Raw genomic sequence first — 16954 nt, forward strand, 5'->3', positions numbered from 1 at the left:
GCGAAGATCAGTTGCCGACCTGTTTCTGGTAGCGGTACAAACCCCGGGCCGCCTCGATCACACCCGGCACACAGGCCTGGAGTTGTTCGAAGCTCATCGTGTCGAGCAGTTCGAAGTTGTCTTCCAGGCCGTGCAGGGAGATGGCCTTGAGCAGCGCGTCCTGCTCGGTCGGCAGCTCGCTCCAGCCGGCAACCTGGGTGCCGCGCATGTAGCCGAAGCACCACTCCTCGAGAATGATCGCTGGCCCCTCCTCGCCCTCGCTTTCCTCGAACAGCGGCTCGAAGCCGTCGAGGTTCTCGGCCAACTGCTCGGCAACCTGGTTGGCGTAGCGCAGCATCAGCGCAGTGTAGGCTTCCTCGTGGGCGGGCTTCTTGAACTTGGGCACCTTGCCGCCGGCAACGGCTGGCAGCCATTGCTCGGGATTGACCCTGACAGGGGAGCTGGCCAGCGCAGTGAAGAAACCGTTGAGCTCGGCGAGGTTGAGTACCGAATAGTCGTTGCCGTAGGTGATCAGCAGGTCTTCGAGGCGGTCGAGTTCTTTTTCGCTGAGCGGCGGGAGCATGGGCTGGAGTCCTGATTGAATAGGGATGCACCCTAGCACAGAGCCATGCAAAACGTGCCCGCTCATGCGGGCACCGGGTTAGTGCGCCAACCAGTCATCCAACTGTGTGAGTGCTGAACTGCCCAACAGCAACCAGAGCAGGATGCGGCACTTGCGCGGGCAGAGCACACCGGCCATGCGCATGCCCTTTGCCTGCAGGTCGATCTCGCCACCCACAAATCCGTAGGTCGCACGCGCCGTCGAGCCACTGCCGGTTCGGGTGGCGACGATGACCGGCATGTGCCCGACCACATCCGCCAACGTCTCGGCCCAGGGCTCGGAAACATGGCCGGCGCCAAACCCGGCGACGACCAGCCCGTCATACCCCAACCCCGGAAGGGCCTGCAGCAAGGTCGTATCCGCATCGAGGCACGCCTCCAGCAAGATGACGCGCTGGCTGGTACGCTGCGGGACAGGCAGTACCCGGCGTTGTGCAGCGACCTGACGATAGTGTGCACAGCCCTCCACCACCTGCCCTATGGGCCCGCTGCCCGGAGACTCGAACGCCGCCATCGCCAGGCTTGCAGTCTTGCGAACCGCTTTGGCTTCATGGATCTGGTCATTGATCACCACCAGAACACCTCGCCCGCGGCTGTCCTGGGACAGGGCCACCCGCACGGCCGCCAGCAGATTGGCCGGCCCATCGGCCCCCGGGTGGCTGGCAGCGCGCATGGCACCGGTCATGATCAGTGGTGCATCGCAGGGCCAGAGCAAGTCGAGGAAGTACGCCGCTTCCTCGAGGGTATCGGTACCCTGGGTCAGCACCACCGCCTGTGCGCCCTGCCCGACCTGCGCCTTGGCCCATGCCAATACCTCCAGCAACCCGGTGAAGCCCAGCGATGCACTTGGCACCAGGCACAAGGTCGCCGTGCTGAACTGCGCCAGCCCGGTCAATTGCGGCAATGCAGCCAGCATCGCATCACAATCGAGCTTCGGTGTGATGCCCTGCCCCGGGACAGTGGCCTGCATGCTGACCGTCCCCCCCAGGCTACCGACGGCGATCTTCGGCAACGCCGTTTCCTGCTTCATGCTTCACCTCCTGCCAACCACCCGAGCAAGGGGACTATCCCCAGGGTACAGATGGCCATGGATAACACATTGCCGATATAACCGTGCATGTAGCCGGGCAAACGCTGGCTGATGGCCACTGCCAGAGGTGGCGCGGCCAGTGCACCCAGCACGGCGCTGGCAACCACCACCGGCCAGGCGCCGCCCACTGTCAGCACAGCTGCCGGCACAACCGAGACCACAGGAATGTAGGTAGGGTACCAGCCCAGCTCCATCCACCGACGTCGCCAGAGGATCACGCCAATCAGCGAGGCCAGCGCCTGGCCAACCACCATGTGCAGCAACCACGGCGACCCATAGGCCGCAGCCCCCGGAGCGAGCAGGCAAGCGAGCAGCAAGCCCGCCAGCAGGCCAAGACTGGCCAACTCGTTTCCCAGAAAGGGCGCCTCGCTGAAGTCCGCCAGTACCCGGCGCAGGGTCCAGACAACACCATAGTCAGGCTTTTGGATCACCGCAGCAGGCACGACGCTTTCGCGGCCCTCCCGCACCAGAAACGGGTAGCGCCTGCACAGCATGAAGGCCATCACGCTCCCCAGCGCCATGCCACTGACATTGCCGATGACCACAGGTAGCCCCAGCGGGTAACACAGGTAATTGACCATCAGCAGACAGGCGGGCGTGACCAGCACCGCCCCGAGCAGCGCGCCACTGAGCGCAACACGCCAGCCTGCGCCAAACAGCAGCACCATGGCCGCCGGCAACGAAACGAATGCCACGAACGTCGGTTGCCAGATGCCACTGCCCAGCGTCCAGCCCCACAGGGCATGGCTGAACAACAACCCCAGCAGTGAACTGACCAGCAGCCACGGCCACAGGCCCGTGCCGTAGCAGATGGCGAATCCTTGCCAGCGATAGCCTCGCAGCTGTGCCCAATGGGCAAGACCTGCCCCTAACAGCAGTCCCAGCGCCGGTAATTCGTGTTTGTAGAACACCACTTCGCTGATGTCACCGATGATCCAGCGCAACCGACTCAGCGGCTGCTCCAGGGTCATGACAAGCTGCGCGTGATCGGGCCACTGTCCCAGCGCCAGCAAGACGACCAGCACAGCCGCGATGCAGGTGACGATGAGCGAGGCCCCAAAAGGTTTTCCCGGGAAGAGCGACTGGTCCATACGTCCCCCTCAACGCGGCAGCGGCGCATGCAGCCGGTAGCCCAGGCTGACGTCGTACAGGTCGGTGCGCCGATCACGGGGCAAGTCGTTCAAGCTGTTCCAGATGGGCGCCGAACGTGCCGTGCTGAGGTCGACGTCGGCGTAGAGGATGCACTCCTCTTCGGCGCCCGCCACCTCCCCGATTGGCCATCCATGAGTACCGGCGATCAGCGAGCAACCCAGGAAACGCCCACCCCGTTCATGGCCAATGCGATTGGCGGCCGCGATGAAGACATTGTTGACATGAGCCGCCGTCATGGTGAGGTACGACGCCATGCAGCGTCCGGATTCGTCAAACAGTGGCGGTGGCGTCCACACCCAGTTGTTCAGGCTGCAGATGATATCGGCGCCCTGGGTGGCCATCAGCCGCGCAACCTCGGGAAACCAGATATCCCAGCAGATCAGCAGGCCGATCCTGCCGATGGGTGTCTCGAACACTGGAAAGCCCAGGTCACCGGGAGAGAACCAGAGCTTCTCCTGATTCCACAAGTGCGCTTTGCGGTAATGCCCCAGCAGCCCGTCGGGCCCCAGGAGCACGGCGCTGTCGTAGAGCTTGAGGCCATCACGTTCGGCAAAGCCGGCCACCAGATAGACTTGCAGCTCGCGGGCTAGCTCGGTCCAGGCTTTGAGGCTTCGTCCCTCAGACAAGGTTTCGGCATGGGCGTAGGCTTCTGCGCGGGACTGGAAGGTATAGCCGGTATTGGACAACTCGGGCAGCACGATCAGGTTCGCGCCTTCACGCGCAGCCTGTCGTACAAGGGTCAGGCTTTGGCAGAGATTAGCATTGCAATGTTCGAGACCGACTTGCGGGTCGTACTGAATGACAGCGATGCGCACAGGGCTGATAGGATGGAGCATGGCGGCTTTCTCTTGTGGTTGTTTTGGAAAGCAACCAGTAGAGCGAGTACTAACCATGGCAGAACAGCCAGCAACGTCTTATCGACGTGCGGGATTCAACGCAGAAAGTGGTAGGGAAGTTCTTGCTGAGCAAATGAAAGCGTTGTGATCGGCGCGTCGGCGCCAAAACACTTTCACGGTTCAGTCACAGCGGCGAACCGCTGCTGCGACTGAACCGTGAAAAGACCTCAGGCGTTACACCGCCAGCGCGCGCTCACGCAGCTCGCTGTTGAGGATGCGGTCGTTCTCGCTGTAGTCGACCGGGCAGTCGATCACATGCACGCCAGGGGTCTTGATGCAGTGCTCGAGCAGCGGCAGCAGGCCTTCGGCGCTTTCCACGCGGTGGCCATTGGCGCCGTAGGCTTCGGCGTACTTGACGAAGTCCGGGTTGCCGTAGTCCAGGCCGAAATCGGTGAAGCCCATGTTGGCCTGCTTCCAGCGGATCATGCCGTAGCCGTCGTCACGCAGGATCACCACGGTGATGTGCATGCCCAGACGCACGGCGGTTTCCAGCTCCTGACTGTTCATCATGAAGCCGCCGTCGCCGCACACCGAGATCACCGGGCGATCCGGGTACACCAGATGCGAAGCCATGGCCGATGGCAGGCCCGCGCCCATGGTCGCCAGGGCGTTGTCCAGCAGCACGGTGTTGGGCTTGTGCGCCTTGTAGTTGCGGGCGAACCAGATCTTGTAGATACCGTTGTCCAGGGCGACGATGCCTTCGGAGGGCAGCACGCGGCGGATGTCGGCAACCAGGCGCTGCGGGTAGACCGGGAAGCGGTCGTCGTCGGCGCCTTCGGCGATCTGCGCTTCGTTGGCTTCACGGATCGCCATCAGGCGGGTGAAGTCCCAGTGCGAGGTGTCGGTCAGTGCTTCGCTGATCTGCCACACGGCGTTGGCGATGTCGCCGATCACTTCGACCTGCGGGAAGTACACGGCATCGACTTCGGCGGAGCGGAAGCTGATGTGGATGACTTCGGTGCCGCCGCGGACCATGAAGAACGGCGGCTTCTCGATCACGTCGTGGCCGATGTTGATGATCAGGTCGGCAGCTTCGACCGCACGGTGCACGAAGTCACCGGACGACAGCGCGGCGTTGCCCAGGAAGCGCGGGTGACGCTCGTCGACCACACCCTTGCCCATCTGCGTGGTGATGAACGGGATGCCGGTCTTGTCGATCAGTTGCTTGAGGACCTTGGCGGTCATCTTGCGGTTGGCGCCGGCACCGATCACCAGGATCGGGTTGCGGGCGTTCTGCAGCTTCTGCACGGCAGCTTCGATGGCCACGTGCTCGGCCAGCGGGCGGCGGTGCAGGCTGCGCGGGATCGGCAAGGCGTCGGTCTGCTCGGCGGCGATGTCCTCGGGCAGTTCCAGGTGCACGGCGCCGGGCTTCTCTTCTTCGGCCAGGCGGAAGGCTTCACGCATGCGCGCCGGGATGTTGTCGGCCGAGGCGAACTGGTGGGTGTACTTGGTGATGGGGTCCATCATGCCGCACACGTCGATGATCTGGAAACGGCCTTGCTTGGACTTCTTGATCGGCTTCTGGCCGGTGATCATCATCATCGGCATGCCGCCCAGGTAGGCGTAGGCACTGGCGGTCACCAGGTTGGTCGCGCCGGGGCCGAGGGTCGACAGGCTGACGCCGGTCTTGCCGGTCAGGCGGCCGTAGGTGGCGGCCATGAAGCCTGCGGACTGCTCGTGGCGGGTCAGTACCAGCTTGATCTTCGACTTGCGCAGGGATTCGAGCAGGTCGAGGTTCTCCTCGCCGGGAATGCCGAACACATACTCGACACCTTCGTTTTCCAGGCATTGCACAACGACATCGGCGGCCTTGGCCATCTTGCTTGTTACCTCAATTGATTGGACGTGGGTGGAGTCCAGGGACGGTCAGCGCGGAGCACTGACATCGGTCTGTCCGGTGGCCAGCAAAGCCCCCCGAACAAAGCCTTGACGCAGGTAACGCTCGACAAAGTCACGTACGAAGGCGGCCGAATTGTCGCAGCCCCTCGGCACGGCCATGGCCTGGCGGATCGAGGTGAACGCCCCCTCCAGTACACGGTAGCGCGGATCGGCGTCGGCGACCCTCTGCAGAGGCTGGCGCACACCGGCGGCGGCGTCGAGGTTTTGTTCGACAAACAGATCGACGGCAGCCGCGGAAGTGTCGGCGCGTTGCAGCTGCGCGTGCTGCAGGGTACGGCTGAGGTAGAGATCGTAGGCCGCGCCCTGGCCCACGGCCAGGCGCAGGCCGGGCCGATCGAGTTCATCGACATGCCCAAAGGGTGCGTCGTGCCTGACCAGGTAGGTGCCTTCGATCAGCACGTAGGGCTCGCTGAAGGCGATCTGCGCCTCGCGTACCGGCTCGATGGCGAGGAAGGCCAGGGTCCAGGCGCCCTCCTCCAGCGCGGCGAACACCTTGCCCGCGGCGTCGAAGGTGCGCATCTCCAGGCGCACGCCCAATTCCCCGGCCAACTGCCGGGCCAGGGCCACGGAGACGCCCTGGGGTTCACCGTCAGCGCCGCGTTGGGCGAGCACTGGATTGCCATAGTTGATCGCGGCACGCAGGACACCATTGGGGGCGAGCTCGTCGAGGACGGCCTTGGGGATAGTGAGAGCCATTGGAACTCCGCTGGGCTATGAGTGGGATTGAGGTTTACAGGCACTGGCGAATCAGACCTGTGGCAGCGGGCTTGCCCGCGAAAGACCACCACCGATTCAAGCATCGACTCAGCCAGAGAAGACCATGCACACCGGGCTGCCGGTGTGCAGCGAGAAGCCGGTCTGGCGCAGCGTCCCCTGCTCGGGATCGACGGCGTACGCGACGATGCTGTCACTGTCTTCGTTGAGCGTGAAGAGAAAGCGCTGGTTGGGGGTCAGGGCGAAGAAGCGCGGGGTCTTGCCGCCGCTGGGCTGCACGTCGACCAGGCTCAGCAGCCCGGTGCAGGCATCGACGGCATAGAGCGCCAGGCTGTCGCAGCCGCGGTTGGAGGCGTAGACGAAACGGCCGCTGCGGTCGATCTCGATTTCCGAGGCGCGGCTGTTGCCGGTGTAGCTGGACGGCAGCGACGAGAGGATCTGCAACGGCTGCAACGCACCACTGCGCGGGTCGAAGCGGTAGGTGGTGACGGTCGAATCCAGCTCGTTGACCACGTAGGCGAACGGCGCCTGCGGGTGCAGCGCGACATGGCGCGGACCAGCCCCTTCGCGGGTGGTGACGAAGGGCTGCTCGGCCGGCTGCAACTGGCCATTGTCGAAACGGAAGCTGAATACCCGGTCCAGCCCCTTGTCCGGCACCAGGACATATTGGCCAGAGGGGTCGAAAGGATTGAAGTGCGGCTTGGAGAAAGGCTGCTCGATCCGGTGCGGGCCGGGCGGCCCTTCGAGCGTGAGCAACTGGCGCAGCGGGCCGAGGCGACCGTCCTGCCCGACATCGAGCACGGCCAGGGTGCCGCTGAGGTGGTTGGACACTACCAGGAAGCGTTCGCTCGGGTCCAGCGCCAGGTGCACCGGGTTCTTGCCTTCGCAGCACTGGCGGTTGAGAACGCTGAGCCTGCCACTGGCCTTGTCGACGCTGAAGGCGCTGACCGTGTCGAGGTCGCCATGCACCGTATACAGCCTGTCGCCAGCACGGTTCAGCGCCAGGAACGAGGGGTTGACCAGATCACCCACGACCTGGACCGGTTCGAGGGTGCCGTTGTCCTGATCGAGGCGATAGACGCTGATGCCCTCGCCGCGGGCGTTGCGTTCTCGGGTGGTGCGCGAGCCGACATAGGCATGCATGGGGATTGCTCTCTCGATGGCGAATGGGCGTTCAGCGCCTGATGAGTCCTGGAACAGGCATGCTGCCTCAACTGCGGGTTCGTTGCACCACCTTGCGGATCACATAGGGCAGCACACCGCCATGGCCCAGGTAGCGCAGCTCCTGCTGCGAATCGAAGCGGTCGCTGAGCCGGACTTCATCGACGCGGCCGTCGCTGCGGCGTATCTGCAGGCCGACGAGGTTGTCACCAACGCTCAGCTCATCCAGGCCGATGAAGTCGAAGTGTTCGCTGCCATCGAGCTGCAGCGCTTCGACGTCCTGCCCCGCCGTGAACAGCAGGGGCAGGACGCCCATGCCGATCAGGTTGCTGCGGTGGATGCGCTCGATGCTGCGTGCCACCACGACGCGTACGCCGAGCAGGGCCTGGGCCTTGGCCGCCCAGTCGCGGCTGGAGCCAGCACCGTAGTTGATACCGGCGAACACCACCATGGGCGTCCCGGCATAGCTCTGCGCGGCTTCGTAGAGCGGCAGGCACTGACTGTGGTCGGCATTCCAGGCCCAGGCGCCGGCGCCGGGCTGCGTATCACCGAGCAGGCGGTTTTTCACCGACTTGTTGGTGAAGGCACCGCGCAGCATGACTTCGTGGTTGCTGCGGCGAGTCGAATACTGGTTGAGGTCCTGTGGGTCTTCGCCGCGGGCCAGCAGCCACTGGCCGGCCAGGCTGCTGGCGGGAATGGCGCCGGCCGGGGAGATGTGGTCGGTGGTGACGTTGTCTCCCAACACCATCAACGTGCGGGCGTTCTCGATTGCCAGGCTTGCCTTGGGCGCGGCCTGGATATCGGCCAGGTACTGCGGACGTCGCAGGTAGGTCGAACGCGCATCCCAGGGAAACTGCACACTGCCCTCGGCCGAGAGGGCCTGCCAATAATGCGTCCCCTCCCACACCGTGGCCAGGCGCTGCTGGAAGAACTCGGGCTTGACCACCTGGGCCACCAGCGCCTGCACGTCGTCGTCAGCGGGCATCAGATCGTGCAGATGAACCGGATTACCGGCGCTATCCTGACCGAGCGGCTCGTGGGTCAGATCGATATCGATACGCCCGGCAATGGCGAAGGCCACGCACAGTGCTGGCGATGCCAGGTAGCCCGCCGGCACCTTGGGGTTTACCCGGCCCTCGAAGTTGCGGTTGCCCGAGAGCACTGCCACTCCCTTCAGGCCTTGGTCGGCAAAGGCCTCGACATGTGCCTGCAGCTTGCCGGAGTTGCCGATGCAGGTCATGCAGCCGAATCCTGCCAGATCGAAGCCCAGGGCGGAGAAATCCTGCAGCAAGTCGGCTTCTCTCAGGTAATCAGCCACGACCTGCGAGCCGGGCGACAACGAGGTCTTGACCCAAGGCTTGCGCTTGAGCCCCAATCGCCGCGCGCGACGGGCCAGCAGACCGGCCTGGATCATCTGTGCAGGGTTGGCTGTGTTGGTGCAACTGGTGATGGCCGAAAGCACCACCGCACCATGATCGATGGCCTCGCCGAAGCTGGGTTCGAGGTAGCCGTTGCCGATCAACTCGCTACCGCCCAGCACCTGTTCACAGAACGATTCACCGGCGCGCGACAGCGGCTGACGCTGGTGCGGCTGGTAGGGGCCTGCGACGCTGGGTTCGATGCTGGCAAGATCGAGCTCGATCAGTTCGTCGAACCCGGGCTCCGGCAGGTCGTCGCGACGGTAGAGTCCCTGAACTTGCAAGTAGGTGGCGGCCTGTGAGCACAGCTCGGTGGAGCGACCGCTGAGCTTGAGGTAATCGAGGGTGTGGTCGTCGAAGGGGAAGAACACCACGGTGGCGCCATACTCAGGCGCCATGTTCGACACCGTGCCACGCGCAGCCCAGCCGAGGCTCGATAAACCCGGGCCGGTGAACTCGACGAACTTGCCCACCACTGAACGCTGGCGCAGGATCTCGGCCACGTGCAGCGACAGGTCGGTGGCGGTCACACCCGGCCGCAGGGCATTGCTGACACGAACACCGATGACCTGCGGGAAGTTGATCGGCACCGGTTCGCCAAGCATCGCCGCCTGCCCTTCCAGGCCGCCGACACCCCAACCCAGCACGCCGATAGCGTTGATCATCGGGGTGTGGCTGTCGGTGGCGACCATGTCGTCCGGGTGCAGCAGGCGTTGGCCATCGGCGGTACGGGTTTCCCACACCACCTTGGCCAGGGCTTCCATGTTCATCTGGTGGATGATGCCGGTACCGGGCGGGATGACGCCGAAGTTGTCCAGGCTCTTCTGCGCCCATTTGATGAAGCGATAGCGCTCGCCGTTGCGGCGAAAGTCGATGTCGAGGTTCTGCTCGACCGCATCGGCCTCGGCGTAGTGCTCGACGATCACCGAATGGTCGATGGTCAGCACCGCAGGAATCAGCGGGTTCATGGCCTCAGGATTACCGCCGAGCTCGGCGACCACATCGCGCATCCCGGCAAAGTCGGCCAAGGCAGGCAGACAGGTGGTGTCATGGAACATCAGGCGGTTAGGCTGGAACGGCACTTCACAGTCCGGGCCATGACCGAGGGCGCGGGCGAGCACGGCATCCAGCGCTTCGGGCGAGCAGCGCGCCACGTTCTCCAGCAGGATGCGGATGGCGTAGGGCAGGCGCTGCAGCTGGGACGGGCTCAGGAGTTTGTACAGATCGAGGTAGGTGAAGTGGTCCTGGCCGATCACCAGGGGGCTGATCAGGTGCGCATTGTCGGTCATGCAGGTCTCGCTTTGGCTGCTTGTCGTTGTCATCGCGTCGTTCAGGCGCCGACGCTGCAAGTGAGCCAATGCTAGGGGCTTGAGCCGGGAGTGAAAATTGATCGTTGACCATGCCAGCGTTCTCCATTGGAGAACGCTGGCATGGGAAGTCATGCCTCGCAGGGCGCGCGCAGGTGATCGATGAAAGTCTTCAGGGTCGGCGAGGCGATCTCGTACTTCTTGAACACCAGCAGCAACGAACGATGGGCCCAGGGCTCGGACAGGCTCACGCGCTTGAGGCGGTGGCTGCGCACGTAGGGCTCGACCACGCTGCGCGGCAGCACCGTAAGGCCCAGGCCGTTGACGACCATGCGGCACATGCAGTCGAAGCTGCTGATGCGGATGCGCAGCTTGAGCGTCTGGCCCAGCGCCTGGGCCTGTTCAGTGAGCAGCCCGTGCAGCGTGCTGTCCTGGTGCGGCCCCACAAGCTCATGCTGGAGGACTTCGCTGAATGGCACCGCGCGGCGGCTGCCCAGTTCATGTCCGACCGGTGTCACCAGTACCAGTTCGTCGCGTCGATAAGGCAAGGTTTCGAGCCCTTGTGGCGGCGTGTGGGAAGAGATGATGCCGAGGTCGGCGTGATCGTCGGCAACTGCACGTATCACCGCCGAGCCGATGCGCTCCTCGATATCGAACCTGATCTGTGGGTAGAGCCGGGCGAAACTGGCCATGTCCTGGGGCAGGAACTGCGACAGCGCCGAGGTGATGGCGTGGACACGGATATGGCCCTTGACCCCGGCGGCGAACTCGCTCAGCTCGTTGTCGAGCTGAGCCATGGTCTGCTTGAGCTGGCGGGCGTAGTGGAGCAGGGATTGGCCGGCGGGCGTCAGCTCGACACCGCGGGCATTGCGGATCAACAGGGGCGAGCCGATCTGCGCCTCGAGTTCGCTGATCCGCTTGCTGACAGCCGAAACCGCCAGGTGCTTGATGCCGGCGGCGCGGGTCAGGTTGCGCTCCTGGGCGACAGTGATGAACAGGTCCAGACTGGTGAGGTCGTAGCGCATGTGTTGGGGTCAGGGACGAAGGTGGACGTGCACCATACCTGTTGCAGGAACGCTTGTCCCGTGGCGCAAGCGCCTGCTTGGTGTAGGAGGGTGCTGCCTGCGTGATCGGAAAGCAGAAAAGACAAAACCCCTACCTGCTCGCGCAGATAGGGGTTTTGCGAAATGAATCTTGACGATGACCTACTCTCACATGGGGAAACCCCACACTACCATCGGCGATGCATCGTTTCACTGCTGAGTTCGGGATGGGATCAGGTGGTTCCAATGCTCTATGGTCGTCAAGAAATTCGGTTGCCAGTGCGTCCTTTCAGACACGCCAGCCAATTCGGATATGTGATCTTTGTGGGTCGCTTCGAACTTTCGGTTCGTTTCGTCTTCACCACCACAATCTGCAAGGCAGATTGCTTGGGTGTTATATGGTCAAGCCTCACGGGCAATTAGTATTGGTTAGCTCAACGCCTCACAGCGCTTACACACCCAACCTATCAACGTCGTAGTCTTCGACGGCCCTTCAGGGGATTCTAGATCCCAGTGAGATCTCATCTTGAGGCAAGTTTCCCGCTTAGATGCTTTCAGCGGTTATCTCTTCCGAACATAGCTACCCGGCAATGCCACTGGCGTGACAACCGGAACACCAGAGGTTCGTCCACTCCGGTCCTCTCGTACTAGGAGCAGCCCCTCTCAAATCTCAAACGTCCACGGCAGATAGGGACCGAACTGTCTCACGACGTTCTAAACCCAGCTCGCGTACCACTTTAAATGGCGAACAGCCATACCCTTGGGACCGGCTTCAGCCCCAGGATGTGATGAGCCGACATCGAGGTGCCAAACACCGCCGTCGATATGAACTCTTGGGCGGTATCAGCCTGTTATCCCCGGAGTACCTTTTATCCGTTGAGCGATGGCCCTTCCATACAGAACCACCGGATCACTAAGACCTACTTTCGTACCTGCTCGACGTGTCTGTCTCGCAGTCAAGCGCGCTTTTGCCTTTATACTCTACGACCGATTTCCGACCGGTCTGAGCGCACCTTCGTACTCCTCCGTTACTCTTTGGGAGGAGACCGCCCCAGTCAAACTACCCACCATACACTGTCCTCGATCCGGATCACGGACCTGAGTTAGAACCTCAAGGTTGCCAGGGTGGTATTTCAAGGATGGCTCCATGAGAACTGGCGTCCCCACTTCAAAGCCTCCCACCTATCCTACACAAGCAAGCTCAAAGTCCAGTGCAAAGCTATAGTAAAGGTTCACGGGGTCTTTCCGTCTAGCCGCGGATACACTGCATCTTCACAGCGATTTCAATTTCACTGAGTCTCGGGTGGAGACAGCGCCGCCATCGTTACGCCATTCGTGCAGGTCGGAACTTACCCGACAAGGAATTTCGCTACCTTAGGACCGTTATAGTTACGGCCGCCGTTTACCGGGGCTTCGATCAAGAGCTTCGCTTGCGCTAACCCCATCAATTAACCTTCCGGCACCGGGCAGGCGTCACACCCTATACGTCCACTTTCGTGTTTGCAGAGTGCTGTGTTTTTAATAAACAGTCGCAGCGGCCTGGTATCTTCGACCGGCATGAGCTTACGGAGCAAGTCCTTCACCCTCGCCGGCGCACCTTCTCCCGAAGTTACGGTGCCATTTTGCCTAGTTCCTTCACCCGAGTTCTCTCAAGCGCCTTGGTATTCTCTACCTAACCACCTGTGTCGGTTTGGGGTACGGTTCCCAGTTATCTGAAGCTTAGGAGCTTTTCTTGGAAGCATGGTATCAACCACTTCGCGCTCTAAAGAGCACTCGTCATCAGCTCTCGGCCTTGAAATCCCGGATTTGCCTAAGATTTCAGCCTACCACCTTAAACCTGGACAACCAACGCCAGGCTGGCCTAACCTTCTCCGTCCCTCCATCGCAATAACTGGAAGTACAGGAATATTAACCTGTTTTCCATCGACTACGCTTTTCAGCCTCGCCTTAGGGACCGACTAACCCTGCGTCGATTAACGTTGCGCAGGAAACCTTGGTCTTTCGGCGTGCGAGTTTTTCACTCGCATTGTCGTTACTCATGTCAGCATTCGCACTTCTGATACCTCCAGCAAGCTTCTCAACTCACCTTCACAGGCTTACAGAACGCTCCTCTACCGCATCACCAGAGGTGATACCCGTAGCTTCGGTGCATGGTTTGAGCCCCGTTACATCTTCCGCGCAGGCCGACTCGACTAGTGAGCTATTACGCTTTCTTTAAAGGGTGGCTGCTTCTAAGCCAACCTCCTAGCTGTCTAAGCCTTCCCACATCGTTTCCCACTTAACCATGACTTTGGGACCTTAGCTGACGGTCTGGGTTGTTTCCCTTTTCACGACGGACGTTAGCACCCGCCGTGTGTCTCCCATGCTCGGCACTTGCTGGTATTCGGAGTTTGCATCGGTTTGGTAAGTCGGGATGACCCCCTAGCCGAAACAGTGCTCTACCCCCAGCAGTGATACATGAGGCGCTACCTAAATAGCTTTCGAGGAGAACCAGCTATCTCCGAGCTTGATTAGCCTTTCACTCCGATCCACAGGTCATCCGCTAACTTTTCAACGGTAGTCGGTTCGGTCCTCCAGTCAGTGTTACCTAACCTTCAACCTGCCCATGGATAGATCGCCCGGTTTCGGGTCTATACCCAGCGACTAAAGCGCCCTATTAAGACTCGCTTTCGCTACGCCTCCCCTATTCGGTTAAGCTCGCCACTGAATATAAGTCGCTGACCCATTATACAAAAGGTACGCAGTCACCTAACAAAGTAGGCTCCCACTGCTTGTACGCATACGGTTTCAGGTTCTATTTCACTCCCCTCTCCGGGGTTCTTTTCGCCTTTCCCTCACGGTACTGGTTCACTATCGGTCAGTCAGTAGTATTTAGCCTTGGAGGATGGTCCCCCCATGTTCAGACAAAGTTTCTCGTGCTCCGTCCTACTCGATTTCACTGGCAAGAGATTTTCGTGTACGGGGCTATCACCCACTATGGCCGCACTTTCCAGAGCGTTCCACTAATCTCAAACCAGCTTAAGGGCTGGTCCCCGTTCGCTCGCCACTACTAAGGGAATCTCGGTTGATTTCTTTTCCTCAGGGTACTTAGATGTTTCAGTTCCCCTGGTTCGCCTCTTGCACCTATGTATTCAGTACAAGATACTCAGCTTGTGCTGAGTGGGTTCCCCCATTCAGAGATCTCTGGATCACAGTCTGTTTGCCGACTCCCCAAAGCTTATCGCAGGCTACCACGTCTTTCATCGCCTCTGACTGCCAAGGCATCCACCGTATGCGCTTCTTCACTTGACCATATAACCCCAAGCAATCTGGTTATACTGTGAAGACGACATTCGCCGAAAATTCGTGAGAACTCACAAATTTTACCTTAGCCTGAACTACCAGCAGTGAAACTGGCATTCAGTCTATTTCTATCACATATCCGAATTTTTAAAGAACGATCTGACAAAAGCCAGAAATCAACATTCATCAGTGAATGCTCATTTCTAGGTTCTGATCAAGGTGCAGCATAAGTGGTGGAGCCAAGCGGGATCGAACCGCTGACCTCCTGCGTGCAAGGCAGGCGCTCTCCCAGCTGAGCTATGGCCCCGCATATTGGTAGGTCTGGGCAGATTTGAACTGCCGACCTCACCCTTATCAGGGGTGCGCTCTAACCAACTGAGCTACAGACCTATATAGGGTCTTGATCGTCTTCGACAATGAATCAAGCAATTCGTGTGGGAGCTCATCAGCAGGCTGATGTCTTCGATTAAGGAGGTGATCCAGCCGCAGGTTCCCCTACGGCTACCTTGTTACGACTTCACCCCAGTCATGAATCACACCGTGGTAACCGTCCTCCCGAAGGTTAGACTAGCTACTTCTGGTGCAACCCACTCCCATGGTGTGACGGGCGGTGTGTACAAGGCCCGGGAACGTATTCACCGCGACATTCTGATTCGCGATTACTAGCGATTCCGACTTCACGCAGTCGAGTTGCAGACTGCGATCCGGACTACGATCGGTTTTGTGAGATTAGCTCCACCTCGCGGCTTGGCAACCCTCTGTACCGACCATTGTAGCACGTGTGTAGCCCAGGCCGTAAGGGCCATGATGACTTGACGTCATCCCCACCTTCCTCCGGTTTGTCACCGGCAGTCTCCTTAGAGTGCCCACCATAATGTGCTGGTAACTAAGGACAAGGGTTGCGCTCGTTACGGGACTTAACCCAACATCTCACGACACGAGCTGACGACAGCCATGCAGCACCTGTGTCAGAGCTCCCGAAGGCACCAATCCATCTCTGGAAAGTTCTCTGCATGTCAAGGCCTGGTAAGGTTCTTCGCGTTGCTTCGAATTAAACCACATGCTCCACCGCTTGTGCGGGCCCCCGTCAATTCATTTGAGTTTTAACCTTGCGGCCGTACTCCCCAGGCGGTCAACTTAATGCGTTAGCTGCGCCACTAAAATCTCAAGGATTCCAACGGCTAGTTGACATCGTTTACGGCGTGGACTACCAGGGTATCTAATCCTGTTTGCTCCCCACGCTTTCGCACCTCAGTGTCAGTATCAGTCCAGGTGGTCGCCTTCGCCACTGGTGTTCCTTCCTATATCTACGCATTTCACCGCTACACAGGAAATTCCACCACCCTCTACCATACTCTAGCTCGCCAGTTTTGGATGCAGTTCCCAGGTTGAGCCCGGGGCTTTCACATCCAACTTAACGAACCACCTACGCGCGCTTTACGCCCAGTAATTCCGATTAACGCTTGCACCCTCTGTATTACCGCGGCTGCTGGCACAGAGTTAGCCGGTGCTTATTCTGTCGGTAACGTCAAAATTGCACGGTATTAACGTACAACCCTTCCTCCCAACTTAAAGTGCTTTACAATCCGAAGACCTTCTTCACACACGCGGCATGGCTGGATCAGGCTTTCGCCCATTGTCCAATATTCCCCACTGCTGCCTCCCGTAGGAGTCTGGACCGTGTCTCAGTTCCAGTGTGACTGATCATCCTCTCAGACCAGTTACGGATCGTCGCCTTGGTGAGCCATTACCTCACCAACTAGCTAATCCGACCTAGGCTCATCTGATAGCGCAAGGCCCGAAGGTCCCCTGCTTTCTCCCGTAGGACGTATGCGGTATTAGCGTTCCTTTCGAAACGTTGTCCCCCACTACCAGGCAGATTCCTAGGCATTACTCACCCGTCCGCCGCTGAATCAAGGAGCAAGCTCCCGTCATCCGCTCGACTTGCATGTGTTAGGCCTGCCGCCAGCGTTCAATCTGAGCCATGATCAAACTCTTCAGTTCAATACTGCTTGGGTTTTTAAGAAACCCTAAACTTGGCTCAGCAATCTCAAATGACTATGTGATTTCTCGCATGGCCACTTGTGATGCTGATAATCTTGGCGACTATCAGTCCGTACTCACAAGCACCCACACGAATTGCTTGATTCGATTTGTTAAAGAGCGTTTGGTTAAGAGCCTTTCGTCTCAACCGAGGCCGCGCATTCTACAGCAGCCTTACTTCGTGTCAAGCGTTGTTTTGAAGTTTTTTCGAATTCGCTTTCTTTCAAAAGCCTTCAACCTCAACAACTTACCGCCTGCCTCGCTGCGTGCATCGCTGCGAGGAGGCGAATAATACGTGGTTTGAAATCAGAGTCAACACCTTGATCCAAAAAAACTTTTATCCGCCTGC

Annotated in this window: 9 protein-coding genes, 2 tRNA genes and 3 rRNA genes; all 14 read right to left on the minus strand. The window is 60.1% G+C overall.

Features of this window, described 5'->3' with window-relative positions; translation table 11 throughout:
• Window positions 1-7: 7 nt before the first annotated feature.
• Complete coding sequence (locus tag AC1TXO_RS20360; RefSeq protein WP_486403407.1) at window positions 8-562, minus strand: UPF0149 family protein; 555 nt, start codon at window positions 560-562, stop codon at window positions 8-10.
• A 78-nt stretch (window positions 563-640) separates the two neighbouring features.
• A complete protein-coding gene (locus tag AC1TXO_RS20365; protein ID WP_486403408.1) occupies window positions 641-1630 on the minus strand; it encodes an asparaginase in 990 nt (329 codons plus the stop codon).
• Window positions 1627-2781: a hypothetical protein gene (locus AC1TXO_RS20370; protein WP_486403409.1), complete on the minus strand. Its 1155-nt coding sequence runs from the start codon at window positions 2779-2781 to the stop codon at window positions 1627-1629. Before AC1TXO_RS20370 ends, AC1TXO_RS20365 begins: the two co-directional genes overlap by 4 nt.
• 9 nt (window positions 2782-2790) lie before the next feature.
• A complete protein-coding gene (locus tag AC1TXO_RS20375) occupies window positions 2791-3678 on the minus strand; it encodes a nitrilase family protein (protein ID WP_486403410.1) in 888 nt (295 codons plus the stop codon).
• A gap of 234 nt (window positions 3679-3912) precedes the next feature.
• The gene (locus AC1TXO_RS20380; RefSeq protein WP_065861364.1) at window positions 3913-5556 is read right to left on the minus strand and encodes an acetolactate synthase large subunit; all 1644 of its coding nucleotides are present in this window, start codon (window positions 5554-5556) and stop codon (window positions 3913-3915) included.
• Window positions 5557-5604: 48 nt separating this feature from the next.
• Window positions 5605-6333: a transporter substrate-binding domain-containing protein gene (locus AC1TXO_RS20385; RefSeq protein WP_486403411.1), complete on the minus strand. Its 729-nt coding sequence runs from the start codon at window positions 6331-6333 to the stop codon at window positions 5605-5607.
• Window positions 6334-6441: 108 nt separating this feature from the next.
• Window positions 6442-7494: a lactonase family protein gene (locus AC1TXO_RS20390; RefSeq protein ID WP_486403412.1), complete on the minus strand. Its 1053-nt coding sequence runs from the start codon at window positions 7492-7494 to the stop codon at window positions 6442-6444.
• 67 nt (window positions 7495-7561) lie between these two features.
• On the minus strand, window positions 7562-10219 hold the full coding sequence (acnA, locus tag AC1TXO_RS20395; protein WP_486403413.1) for an aconitate hydratase AcnA: 2658 nt from the start codon (window positions 10217-10219) through the stop codon (window positions 7562-7564).
• A 149-nt stretch (window positions 10220-10368) separates the two neighbouring features.
• Window positions 10369-11262 (minus strand): LysR family transcriptional regulator, encoded by an 894-nt coding sequence (locus tag AC1TXO_RS20400; RefSeq protein ID WP_486403414.1) that lies wholly within the window; start codon window positions 11260-11262, stop codon window positions 10369-10371.
• A gap of 167 nt (window positions 11263-11429) precedes the next feature.
• A 5S ribosomal RNA gene (gene rrf / locus AC1TXO_RS20405) occupies window positions 11430-11545 on the minus strand.
• A 133-nt stretch (window positions 11546-11678) separates the two neighbouring features.
• A 23S ribosomal RNA gene (locus AC1TXO_RS20410) occupies window positions 11679-14571 on the minus strand.
• Window positions 14572-14793: 222 nt separating this feature from the next.
• Window positions 14794-14869, minus strand: a tRNA-Ala gene (locus AC1TXO_RS20415).
• Window positions 14870-14875: 6 nt separating this feature from the next.
• A tRNA-Ile gene (locus AC1TXO_RS20420) sits at window positions 14876-14952 on the minus strand.
• Between the two features lie 77 nt (window positions 14953-15029).
• Window positions 15030-16566 (minus strand): 16S ribosomal RNA (locus AC1TXO_RS20425).
• Together the 16S, 23S and 5S rRNA genes with 2 tRNA genes alongside form the textbook arrangement of a ribosomal RNA operon.
• Between the last annotated feature and the right edge of the window lie 388 nt (window positions 16567-16954).

Source organism: Pseudomonas sp. FA117 (assembly GCF_057370475.1).